This is a genomic window from Streptomyces sp. NPDC030838 (assembly GCF_055572035.1).
This window is the reverse complement of record NZ_JBVIED010000008.1, coordinates 26810-38195: the sequence shown is the minus strand read 5'-3', so window position 1 is coordinate 38195 and position 11386 is coordinate 26810. Positions and strand designations below refer to the sequence as shown.

9 protein-coding genes are annotated in these 11386 nt (G+C 72.5%); 4 read left to right on the top strand and 5 right to left on the bottom strand.

Translation table 11 applies throughout. The annotated features are described in order from the left end of the window. A complete protein-coding gene (locus tag ACZ42A_RS21320; RefSeq protein ID WP_468528817.1) occupies positions 1-957 on the top strand; it encodes a bifunctional riboflavin kinase/FAD synthetase in 957 nt (318 codons plus the stop codon). 80 nt (positions 958-1037) lie between these two features. On the opposite strand, the gene ACZ42A_RS21315 is transcribed toward ACZ42A_RS21320, so the two are convergent. The 3 genes from ACZ42A_RS21315 to eccE all read right to left on the bottom strand — a co-directional run bounded on the left by ACZ42A_RS21315 (position 1038) and on the right by eccE (position 6555). After that, entirely contained in the window at positions 1038-4115 is a 3078-nt protein-coding gene (locus ACZ42A_RS21315) for an SCO5717 family growth-regulating ATPase (protein WP_468528816.1), read from the bottom strand. A gap of 317 nt (positions 4116-4432) precedes the next feature. Beyond that, positions 4433-5218, bottom strand: coding sequence for a hypothetical protein (locus ACZ42A_RS21310; RefSeq protein WP_468528815.1), 786 nt, complete (start codon positions 5216-5218; stop codon positions 4433-4435). Continuing rightward, positions 5218-6555, bottom strand: a complete 1338-nt coding sequence (gene eccE / locus ACZ42A_RS21305) for a type VII secretion protein EccE (RefSeq protein ID WP_468528814.1) — start codon at positions 6553-6555, stop codon at positions 5218-5220. Before eccE ends, ACZ42A_RS21310 begins: the two co-directional genes overlap by 1 nt. A gap of 206 nt (positions 6556-6761) precedes the next feature. Between eccE and eccB the strand changes: the two genes are divergently transcribed. Genes eccB through ACZ42A_RS21290 form a run of 3 tightly spaced genes read left to right on the top strand, consistent with a single transcriptional unit; the run spans position 6762 to position 10181 of the window. Next, the gene (eccB, locus tag ACZ42A_RS21300) at positions 6762-8288 is read left to right on the top strand and encodes a type VII secretion protein EccB (protein ID WP_468528813.1); all 1527 of its coding nucleotides are present in this window, start codon (positions 6762-6764) and stop codon (positions 8286-8288) included. 40 nt (positions 8289-8328) lie between these two features. Next, complete coding sequence (gene mycP / locus ACZ42A_RS21295; protein WP_468528812.1) at positions 8329-9588, top strand: type VII secretion-associated serine protease mycosin; 1260 nt, start codon at positions 8329-8331, stop codon at positions 9586-9588. Continuing rightward, positions 9582-10181, top strand: coding sequence for a hypothetical protein (locus tag ACZ42A_RS21290; protein ID WP_468528811.1), 600 nt, complete (start codon positions 9582-9584; stop codon positions 10179-10181). Before mycP ends, ACZ42A_RS21290 begins: the two co-directional genes overlap by 7 nt. A 4-nt stretch (positions 10182-10185) precedes the next feature. Here the strand turns inward: ACZ42A_RS21290 and ACZ42A_RS21285 are convergent, their stop codons facing one another. Next, positions 10186-10779 carry a hypothetical protein gene (locus ACZ42A_RS21285; protein ID WP_468528810.1) on the bottom strand — a complete coding sequence of 198 codons (594 nt, stop codon included), beginning with the start codon at positions 10777-10779 and terminating at the stop codon, positions 10186-10188. 62 nt (positions 10780-10841) lie between these two features. Continuing rightward, a complete protein-coding gene (locus ACZ42A_RS21280; RefSeq protein ID WP_468528809.1) occupies positions 10842-11339 on the bottom strand; it encodes a hypothetical protein in 498 nt (165 codons plus the stop codon). Positions 11340-11386: the final 47 nt, after the last annotated feature.

Genomic DNA, 11386 nt, shown 5'->3' with positions numbered 1-11386 from the left:
GTGCAGCGCTGGCGTGGCTTGGAGGACATCCCCCAGGACTGGGGGCGCAGCGTCGTCACCATCGGCTCCTACGACGGAGTCCACCGCGGGCACCAGCTGATCATCCGGCACGCCGTGGAACGCGCCCGTGAGCTGGGCGTCCCCGCCGTCGTGGTCACCTTCGACCCGCACCCCAGCGAGGTCGTCCGCCCCGGCAGCCACCCGCCGCTGCTCGCCCCGCACCACCGCCGCGCCGAACTGATGGCGGAGCTGGGTGTGGACGCGGTGCTGGTCCTGCCGTTCACCATCGAGTTCTCGAAGCTGTCCGCGGCCGACTTCGTGGTCAAGGTCCTGGTCGACAAGCTGCACGCCAAGGCGGTCGTCGAGGGCCCCAACTTCCGCTTCGGGCACCGCGCGGCGGGCAACGTCGAGTTCCTCGCCGAGCAGGGCAAGATCTACGACTTCGAGGTCGAGGTCGTCGACCTGTACGTCACCGGTGAGGCGGGCGGCGGCGAGCCGTTCTCCTCCACCCTGACCCGGCGGCTCGTCGCGGAGGGCGACGTGGCCGGCGCCGCCGAGATCCTGGGCCGGCCGCACCGCGTCGAGGGCGTCGTGGTGCGCGGTGCCCAGCGCGGGCGCGAACTCGGTTTCCCGACGGCCAACGTCGAGACCCTGCCGCACACCGCGATCCCCGCCGACGGCGTCTACGCCGGCTGGCTGCACGCCCAGGGCGAGGCGATGCCGGCCGCCATCTCCGTGGGCACCAACCCGCAGTTCGACGGCACCGAGCGCACGGTGGAGGCGTACGCCATCGACCGCGTCGGCCTCGATCTGTACGGCCTGCATGTCGCCGTCGACTTCCTCGCCTTCGTGCGCGGCCAGGCGAAGTTCGAGACGCTGGACGCGCTGCTGGAGCAGATGGGGAAGGACGTGCAGCAGTGCCGGGAGCTGGTGGCGGCGGCGCAGGACGCCGAGTAGCCGCTTCCGCTCCTACGACGTGAAGGCGGCCGGTGCCTCGGGGCACCGGCCGCCTTTGTCATCTGCCGGGGGCTGTCGGGTTACTGCTGGGGCGGGGCCTCGGGGTGGCCCGGCTGGCCCGGCTGACCCTGCTGCGGCGGCTGGCCCGGCTGGCCCTGCTGCGGCGGCTGTCCGGGCTGGGGGTAGCCGGGCTGCGGCGGATAGGGCTGCTGGCCCGGCTGGCCCGGCTGTCCCGGCTGTCCGGGCTGTGCGGGCTGGGCGTAGGGCTGGGCCGGGGGTGCGTACGGCTGCTGGCCCGGCTGGGCGTACGGGGCGGGCTGGCCGCCGGGCATGGGCTGACCGGGCATGGGCTGGCCGGGTACGGGCGGCTGACCGGGCATCGGCTGCCCGGGCACGGGCGGCTGGCCGGGGAACGCCTGGCCCGGCATCGGCTGGCCCGGCATCGGCGGGGCCGCCACCGGGGGCGGGTTGCCGTCGCTGGTCCACAGGCCGTGCGCCTGCTGGTGGCGGGTGAAGTCCTCGGCGACCATGGCCGCGAGGTTGAAGTACGCCTCCCGCACCTTCGGCCGCATCATGTCGAGGTCGACCTCGGCACCGGCGGCCAGGTGCTCGTCGAAGGGGACGACCACCACGCCCCGGCAGCGGGTCTCGAAGTGCGCCACGATGTCCTCGACCTTGATCATCTTGCCGGTCTCACGGACCCCGGAGATGACGGTGATCGAGCGCGAGACCAGGTCGGCGTACCCGTGCGCGGACAGCCAGTCCAGCGTCGTGCTCGCGCTGCTCGCACCGTCCACGGACGGCGTGGAGATGATGATGAGCTGGTCGGCGAGGTCGAGCACGCCGCGCATGGCGCTGTAGAGCAGACCGGTGCCCGAGTCGGTGAGGATGACCGGGTACTGCCGGCCGAGGACGTCGATCGCGCGCCGGTAGTCCTCGTCGTTGAAGGTCGTGGAGACGGCCGGGTCGACGTCGTTGGCGATGATCTCCAGGCCGGAGGGGGCCTGGGAGGTGAACCGCCGGATGTCCATGTACGAGTTGAGGTACGGGATCGCCTGGACCAGGTCGCGGATGGTGGCCCCGGTCTCGCGGCGCACCCGGCGGCCCAGGGTGCCGGCGTCCGGGTTGGCGTCGATCGCGAGGATCTTGTCCTGCCGCTCGGTGGCCAGCGTGGAGCCGAGCGCGGTGGTCGTGGTCGTCTTGCCGACGCCGCCCTTGAGGCTGATGACGGCGATGCGGTAGCAGGACAGCACCGGCGTGCGGATCAGCTCCAGCTTCCGCTGCCGCTCGGCCTCCTCCTTCTTCCCGCCCAGCTTGAACCGGCTGCCGCCGGCCGCCGGGCGGCTGCTCTTCGCCTTCTGCTTCCTGCTGTTGAGCAGCCGGTCCGAGGACAGCTCCACGGCCGCCGTGTAACCGAGCGGCGCGGCACCGGGGTTGGTGGGCTGCCGCTGGTCGTGCTGGATCGGCTGCGGCCATGCGGCACCGGTGCGGGGGTCCACGGGCGGCTGGACGTGCGGGGGTTGGGCCTGCGGTGCCTGCGGCTGCTGGGCCTGGGGGTGTTCGGCCTGGGCGGGCGGCAGGGGCTGCTGGGGCTGCTGCGGCGTCGCCTGCGGGGGTACGCCCGGCTGACCCTGCTGGGCGGGCGGCTGCGGGAAGCCGTAACCGCCGGGCTGCGGGAAGCCGTACCCGCCTTGGGCGTTGGGGGCGGGCGGGGTCGGCGTGCCGGTCTGCTGGGGGCCCGCGGGGTAGCCGTACCCGCCTTGGGCGTCGGGCGTGGGCGGGGCGGGGGTGCCGGTCTGCTGGGCGCCCGCGGGGTACCCGTAGCCGCCCTGGGCCGGGGGCATGCCGGGCTGCGGGAAGCCGTAGCCGGGCTGCGCGGGTGGCATGGGGGCGGCGGGCTGCTGCTCCGCCGGGGCGGGCGCGGGCGCCTGGTTCCAGGCGGCGGGCGCGGCCTGGGGCGCCTGCGGCTGGAACGGCGGCTGCTGCGCGGGAATGTGCGGCTGGCCGGGCGCGGCAGCGGGCTGGGGCTGCTGCTGGGGCTGTGCGGGCCACTGGGCGGCCGGGGCCGGGGCTGCGGGCTGGTACGACGGCGGCAGCGGCGGCACGCCCTGCGGCGCGGGCGGGGGAGTCCAGGCGGCGGGGGCGTCCTGCGGGGCGGCCTCGGAGGGCTGGGGCTCGGCGGGAACGGCTGGCTGGGGGGCGGCGGCGCCGGACTCGGCGGTCTGGGGTGCGCCGGCCTCGGATGCGCCGTTCTCGGTCTCGCCCGACTGGGCGGTGGTGTCCTCGGCGGCGGGGGCCTCGGCGGTGGTGTCAGCGGCCTCCTGGGACTCGGCCGCCGAGGGCTCCGTGCCCTCGTGCTCGTTCGTGTTCTCAAGCTCGCTGGCCGTCTCCGCCGCCGGAGCGGCGCCCTCCGCGTCGTCCGCGTCAGAGCCCTCGGTGACGTCGTCGGCGGACTTGTCCTCGCCCTCGACGGCAGCGGGCTCGTCGGCGGCGGCCTCGGCGCGCTCACCCTCGGGCGTGACGGTGTCCTCGTCGGCCGCCTTCCGCCGGGCTTCGGCCTCGGCCGCAGCGGCCCGCTCCTCGATCTCCCGCTTCAACGCGACCGCGGAGAACCGCATGGTGGCGCCGCTCTCCAGATCGCCGTTGCCGGGGCCGTCCTCGTCCACGGCCGCCGGAGCGGCGACAGGAGTCGACGGCTGCGGCTGCTGCTGCGCCGACTCGGGCTGCTGCGGCTCGAATCCGCTGCCCTCCGGCAGCCTGGGCAGGGGCACGGGGGTCCCTGTGGGCGGTGCCGGAGCGGGTGCGGGCGGGGCGAACGGAGTGGCCGGAGCCGGAGCGGGCGGCGCCGGGTGGGCCGGCGGGACCGAGTGGGCCGGCGGGGTCATCGCGGACGGGTTCGCCGACGGATCGGTGGGCGGGACCGGCGGCACCGGGGGAGCGGCGGGCGCCGGAACCGATGCGCCGGAAGCCCCCGAAGCACCCGAAGCCCCGGGAAATCCCGCTCCGTCCGAACCCCCCGACGCGTTCTGCGTGTACCAGGCAGGCGGTGCGTAGTCGATGGTGAACTCGCCGGTCGTCTCGACGGCGGCCTCCGCGTCGGGCTGGTCATCGCCGGGCGTCGCCCAGCCCCCGCGGATCCCGTCCCGATCGCTGCTCACAGTTCCTCCTGGTGTGGTCGAGCACCCTCATAGCGTGCTGGGGCGACCATTGCTGTCGTTCGATTCATGGGCTGTCCCCCCGGGTCACCCCCGGAACGCGCATCACCCTGTGCGGGTACTCGCTACGTGCCCCGCCCCAGCCTAATCAAGAAAGGGGCGGGCACGGCAGGCGCGTCTGCCCCCTGATGCACGGCCGGCACAAAGCCGGGCGGTCGCCCTCGAATCGGCAGCCACTTCGGGGGGCTTCGCCGGTTCGTGCTTCCGGTTCGTCCTCCCGGTCAGACCTCCTGGTGAGTGCTCCCGGTCAGTCCTCCCGGTCAGTCCATCCGGCGGGCCACGCCCAGCAGACCGATCTCGGCGTCCGTGGGCTGGGTGACGACGTACTGGCGGTCGCCGTCCGTACACCACAGGGTGACGCCGTCGGCGAGGGTGGGCAGCGGTTCGTACTCGGCGCGGGGCAGTCCGATGACCCGCCCTATCTCCGCCGCCTCGTCCGGCGACACCCGCTGCACGCCGACCAGCCGCGCCTGCCGCATCAACCGGGGTGCCACCGGGCTCAGATAGGGCAGCAGCGTGAGCACCGACTGCCAGGGTGCCGACACCACGCGTCCGCGCGGCGGCCGCATGCCGCAGTCCCTGATGACCAGCACCGGGCTGCCCGCCGAGGCGCCGAGCGGAGGAACCCGGCCCACGTCGTGCACGGTCATCCCGGACTGACCGCCGCCCACCGCCTGGACCACCTGGGCCCAGTGCTGCGCGCGGCCGGTCTCGACGGCGACCCGCGCGCCGGTCGCCGCGGCGCGCAGCGCGAGCACCTGCGCCGTCCACAGACCGCCGATGAGCAGCACGTCGTAGGGCGTCGGACGGTTCACCCCGAGCACGGCGGGGTGGCCCTCGGCGGTGACGCCGACGACGACTCCGTCGTCCCCGATGGGCAGCGTCAACGTGTCGAACTCGTCGACGGACAGGGTGTGCCGCGGATGCCGGGGGCCCAGCAGCCCGAAGCCGGTGCGCAGCCGCTCCGCGAACCCGGCGGGCTGCGTGCCGTCGACGCCCGCGGCGGGGGTCTGCGGCGATGCGGTCGGGGTCGTCATGGCGGCCATCAGCGGGCACCTCCGAGCGGCAGGGTGGCCAGAACTCCGGGCAGCTGTTCCCGGTCCAGACGGGCGAGCCCGGTCCGCGCCTGCCGGGCCACGCGTTCCAGTTCCCGGCGCGAGGCGGCCAGTTCGGTGCTGCTGCGCCCGGTGACCCGCACATGTCCGGTGACCGAGACCTGCTGCTGTCCGCCCCGGGCCAGCGTCAGACTGAGCGTCGTCGCCAGCGCGGGCACGGCCGTCAACTGGGCGACGAGCTGCGGCAGTCCGGCACCGGAGCCGGTGAGCGCGGGCCAGCGGCGCACCCAGTACGTGGTGTGTCTGCGGTTGTCGCAGCGCCAGCTGCGGCTGGTCTCCTCGGTCCGCCGCCGGGGCGCCTCGCTCTGCCCGGCCTGCGCGGTCACCATCGGGTTGGCGCAGGCGGAGGTGGCGATGGCGGCCGTCACCTCCTCCTCGGTGAGCACGCTCACCCGGAACCCGGCACCCGTCAGCCGGCTCGCCAGATGCTCCGCCGACCGCACCAGGCACTTCTGCGCGCCGACGAGCCCGCCGCCGCGCGCGGCCACCGCCTCCGGGCACAGCTCAGGGTCCAGCTTCAGCGCGATCCACATGATGCGGACGGCGGGGGAGGCGGTCTGCGCCTGAAGCTGTGTGTAGTTGGTCACCACGACCGACTGCTGCGGCAGGTGCGGCGCGGGCGCGGGCTGGGTGTGCAGCACGATCTGTGCGGATTCCAGGCGGATTCCGTCGACATCCAGTGCGTCCCGCACCAGGGCGAGGGGGAGCGGGCGGCGGCTGCGCTCGGCGCGCAGTGCGCCGAAGTCGGCCTCGACCTGGAGGACCGCGGTGAGGAAGCCGCCGTCGCCGACCATGCCCACGGGGCGCTGGTCACGGTCGTTGCCCCGGCTGTAGCTGTACGTCCGCAGGCTCGGGTCGCATTCGACGGCGGGGGCGAGACCGGAGTCGGTGCCCGGCGGCACGGGGGTGTTCGCGGCCTTGCGGCGGCGGGCACGCAGGGCCTGCACGCCGGCCAGCCACTCGGGCAGGGAGCGCCCCCGGCGCCGTACGAGCGCGAGCACCACGAGAACCGCGGCGACGACGGCGGCCGGGATCAGCGCGTACGTCCCGATCACCCAGCCGCACACCACGAGCGCCGCCGCCAGCTCCAGCAGCACCAGCCGCTGCACGGCGAACGAGCCCCCGCGCCCCGAACGTGCCCTGAGGTGCGGCGTGACAGCGCCTGGCGTGGCGGCCGGGCCGCGGGAACCCGCCGGACCGGCGCTGCCCGATCGGCCCGATCGTGACCTCGATTGCGATCGCGACCGGGTCCGCGGTGCGGAAGCCATCACTCCAAAACCCCCGAATCTCTCCCGAAAACCCTTGTCCACACGCTCCTGCGAGTCCTGAGCGCCCTACCCATGACACACGCACGTCCACGCAACAGGCATAGTAGGGGCCGGGTCTGACAACCGAGGCACCAGAGGCAACCACGGGCGGGCGACGGCACACTCACCGTCCCCAGGGCTCCGCAACGGGGAGAGAGCGGACACAGATGGCATCACGCCGCGATGAACTCAACGCCTACACCTTCGCGAAGCGCCGCACACTGGCGTCCTTCCTGCGGCCTTCGCCGTCGGGTTCGGAGGAGGGCGCGCCGAAGCCGCTGAGCGCGGTCTGGCCCGGTGTGGTCGTCGGCGTGGTGATCCTCGCGGTGTTCGGCGGCATCGGTCTCTTCAGCCCCACCGCGCCCCGCGGCTGGGACGACCCGGGCGAACACGTCATCGTCGCCAGCGACTCGACCACCCGCTACGTCGTCCTGAAGACGAAGGGCGAGAAGCAGCTGCACCCGGTGCTCAACATGGCGTCCGCCAAGCTGCTCCTCGACCCCAGCAAGAACAGCATCATCACGGTCGACGAGAAGGTCCTCGACAGCGGCAAGCCCCCGCACGGCGCCACCATCGGCATCCCGTACGCCCCCGACCGGCTGCCCTCCGCCGGGGAGGCGGAGGCCGCCAAGCGCTGGGCGGTCTGCGAGCGCCCCAGCGACGGCGGCCGGGCCATCCAGAAGGCGGCGTTCGTCCTCGCGGAGAAGGAGTGGCCGAAGACCGAGGGCGCCAACAAGCTCACCGGGGGCGACCTGATGTACGTCGTCGCCCCGGACGGCAAGACGCAGTACGTCGTCGACTCCCGCGGCTGGGCCTACCCGCTCGCCGACCCCACCGACAAGGAACTCCTCAAGGCCCTCGACACCCAGGGCCGCGCGCCGCAGCGCGTGTCCCAGGACTGGCTCGACACCCTGCACAAGGGCGACGCGTTGTCGATCCCGTCCATCAAGGGCACGCCCGGCGCCCCGGCGGGCGCCTCCGACAGCCTCGGTGAGCACGACAAGGTCGGCATGGTCATCAAGGCCTACGACGGCACGCGCATGCAGTACTACGTCGTCCTCCCCGGCGAGGTGGCCCGGATCAGCGAGTTCACCGCCACCCTGCTGCTGAACAGCGGCGCCCTGGTCGCCGTCGGCCAGACCGGCGAGGCCCAGCAGGTCAGCCCCGGCGCCGTCGTCGACAGCACCACCTTCCTCGGCGACAAGCGGTGGCCGACGTACAAGCCGAAGACGGTCAACAACGGCACCAGTGCCACGACCGGCCGCAACACGGTCTGCAACGTCCTGCGCTCGGTCGACGCGAAGACCGGCGTGACGACCCTGTCCACCTGGGTGGGCACCGACTTCCCCGCCCAGCTGCCCACCGGCTCCTCCAGCGCGTACGTCACCCCGGGCTCCGGTCAGCTCTACCGCCAGTTCCAGGGCCAGGAGACCACCGCCGGCAGCGTCTTCCTGGTCACCGACACCGGTCTGCGCTACGCCCTCCAGTCCAACAGCGACAGCGCCACCGATGACAAGGGCATCGGCACCTCGGCCGAGCAGCGCAAGCAGCAGCTGGCCGAGGCGAAGATCGCCCAGACGAGGCTTGGCTACGAGAAGGTCGACCCCACCCCGATCCCCAAGGCGTGGTCCACGTTCCTGCCCACTGGCCCGCGCCTGTCCGAGGCGGCGGCGCGGCAGCCGCAGGGTTCGTAGCGGAAGGGCCTTGGTGGTACGAGTGCTGAAGGCAGGCGACATGAGGCGGTCCAAGGGCCGTGGACGTACGGCCGCGGCGACCCTGCTCGCCACGACGGCCCTCACGGCGACGACCCAACTCGCCCTCCCGGCGCCGGAGGCTCGGGCGGACGACGGCCAGTGCACGTTCCCGTCCAAGAAGTACGAGGGCCGCCCCTGGTCGCTGCAACGCGTCAACCTGGACGAACTCTGGGCCCAGTCCAAGGGCAAGGGCGTCCAGGTGGCGGTCATCGACACGGGCGTGGACGTCAAGAACCCGCAGCTGAGCAAGGCCGTCGACGCGTCGAAGGGCAAGAACCTCCTCCCCGCGAAGAACAAGAAGGGCGAGGAGATCGAGCGAGGCAACGCGAGCGGTACGACGGACACGGTGGGCCACGGCACCCGCGTGGCCGGCATCATCGCCGCGCGCCCCGCCAAGGGAACCGGCTTCGTCGGCCTGGCCCCCGAGGCCACGATCATCCCGATCAAGCAGAACGACGCCGAGGGCAACGGCACGGCGCTGACCCTGGCGAGCGCGATCCGCCACGCCGTGGACGTGGGCGCGGACGTCATCAACATCTCCCAGGACACGGCCAACGCGGTGCGGCCGGACGAGAGCCTGGAACAGGCGGTGAACTACGCCCTCGGCAAGCAGGTGGTGGTCGTCGCCTCGGCCGGCAACGACGGCCTGGGCGGCAACGTCAAGGTCACGTACCCGGCGTCGTACAAGGGCGTACTGGCGGTCGCCTCTTCGGACCGCAACAACGAGCGCGCCCCCTTCTCCCAGTCGGGCGACTTCGTGGGCGTGGCCGCCCCGGGCGTCGACATGATCTCCACGGTCCCCGGCAACGGCCACTGCTCCGACAACGGCACCAGCTTCTCCGCCCCCTACGTCGCCGGCGTAGCGGCCCTCCTGAAGGCCAAGTACCCCAAGTGGACGGCCCAGCAGATCGTCGCCCAGATCGAACAGACCGCGGAACGCTCCATCCCCGGCCACGACCGCCTCGTCGGCTGGGGCGTGGTGGACCCGGTGAAGGCCCTGACGGACATCGACCCCGCCAACCCGATCGAGTCCCCCCGCCCCGAGCAGAACCTCACGGGCGCGGAGGCCCCGTCGATCGCCCCTGTCCACTTCGGCGAGACCCCGGACGAGCGCAATACCCGTCTGGGGACGTATGTGGTGGTCGGGGGGCTGGTGCTGGTGGCCGGGTTGGGGGGTACGGCGGTGGCTGTGCGGGACGCCAGGCGCCGGCGACGGGGACTTGGAGGCCCGGCATGCTGACGCAACTGTCCGTGATCCTCTTCGTCCTGGCCGGCCTGCTGCTCCTCATGGCCTGCGTGAAGGCGGACCGCGTCCGCGGCTGGCGGCGATCCCTCAATCCCTCCGCGCCGGAGGTCCCCGACGCAGCGTTCGTCGTCGCCCGGATCGCCCTGATCGCAGTGGCCGTGGCCGGCGTGGTCGTGGGGGTCCAGGGGCTGGGGGTCGAGGACGACTCCAAGTGGAGCGACGACGAGTTGAAGAGCGCGGTGGAGCAGGCCACGTACGAGCTCGACGGGCACCTCTACCGGGTCGACGAGTCTGGTGAACCCCTCGTCTACTTCCAGGACTACGAGGGACTCATCGAGAGCGAGGTGGCCGAGAACGGTGGCGGCGACGCCCCGCAGGACGGTGTGGACGCCGCACCGCTCGGCACCAACACCGAAGCCGACGCGTACTTTAGGGTGACGGCGAACGGCGCGGGCGCCGAATTCTGCACCCACGTCAAGCGTGTGCGCTCCAAGAAGGACGACTACACCCCGCCGGGCCTGGACGAGGGGACGTACACCCAGCTGGCGTATCGGCTCGCTGTGACGACCCGGCAAGGGGCGTGCTGATCCGTCAGGAGACGTCGTCCAAGGTGACGGAAGGCGTCTCGCCGCGCTGAACCTGTTCGGCGCGTTCGGCGAAGACTGTGGCGAACCTCTTCAGAGAGTTCTGCACCTCGATGCCGACACCGGCTTCACCCATGGTCACCAAGATGACGCTGCCCACCCGGGCCTGAGAGAACACGGTCCGCGCCCCCTCCTCGCCGGAGGGACTCAAGCCGCTCACGGCATCGTTCTCGTCCCCGATCTTGCCGAGGCTCAGCTCACGAGGCTCGATGCTCCGCCCGCTCCAGGCCTTCCAGACGGGCTCGTAGGCCGACTGCGCCGCAGCCGAGTCCTCGTATGCCATGAGAACGAAATCGACCTGGGGCTTCCCCGGGCTCTTGAGAGCCGAGACACCGGTTACTCGCGCCTTCGAGCACTCCTCGGGCCCCTCGTAACACCGGGCCACCCCGAGCTCCCTCGCCTTCTTCTGGGGATAGGCGACGGGCTCGATGGCGACCTTCCATCCGGGGGTGCCCTTGGCGTCGGGCAGGATCGCCTCGGCCTGCTGGGCGTCGAGAGGACCGGCCTCGTCCCCGTTGCCGCCGCAGCCGACCAGGAGCACCAGGGCAGCGCAGGCCGCAGCTGTGTGTCGGTACAGACGGCGGGCCTTCCGCCGTTCTCGCGTCAGCGGCATGTGTCCGAGTCCTCGACAGCCTGGGTGTAGGCCGTGATCAGCTTCTCGGTGGCGTCGGCGTCGTCCACGGCGTCCGCGTGGACCTCAAGGGCCGTATAGAGGGTGTGGTCGGGGCGGTCAGGGTTGGTACAGGACTTCGTCTTCATCACCGCTCCGGTGCCGGAGTGGACGAGGCTGTCGTCCGTCAGCTCCGCCGACTCGAGCTGCGGCACCGAGTCGGCCACGTCCGAGATGCTGTCACCCTTCTCCCACCATTCCTGGCTCACGATGAGCGCCACCTTGCCGTCGACGTTCACCTGGCAGTTGCTCCTGCTGGGAACCGGGTTCTTCTCCTGGACCTCGATCGTCTTGCCGGCCGGGAGGAGTTCGGAGACCAGAGCAGGGTCCACGGTGACGCCGCACAGCGCCTTCGGGACGTCGTACTCCTTCTTCTCTTCCGAGCCCGAACAGCCGACCAGGGTGCCGAACGCCGCAACCACCAGCGACACTTCCGCGATTCGTCGAGCAAACAAGGGGAAAAGCCTCACCTTCGGTT

What these genes read in the sequence shown, in the direction of transcription:
- eccB (WP_468528813.1), top strand. Translation starts at nt 6,762, where the DNA reads ATGGCATCACGCCGCGATGAACTCAACGCCTACACCTTCGCGAAGCGC.
- eccE (WP_468528814.1), bottom strand. Translation starts at nt 6,555, where the DNA reads ATGGCTTCCGCACCGCGGACCCGGTCGCGATCGCAATCGAGGTCACGA.
- ACZ42A_RS21290 (WP_468528811.1), top strand. Translation starts at nt 9,582, where the DNA reads ATGCTGACGCAACTGTCCGTGATCCTCTTCGTCCTGGCCGGCCTGCTG.
- mycP (WP_468528812.1), top strand. Translation starts at nt 8,329, where the DNA reads ATGAGGCGGTCCAAGGGCCGTGGACGTACGGCCGCGGCGACCCTGCTC.
- ACZ42A_RS21310 (WP_468528815.1), bottom strand. Translation starts at nt 5,218, where the DNA reads ATGGCCGCCATGACGACCCCGACCGCATCGCCGCAGACCCCCGCCGCG.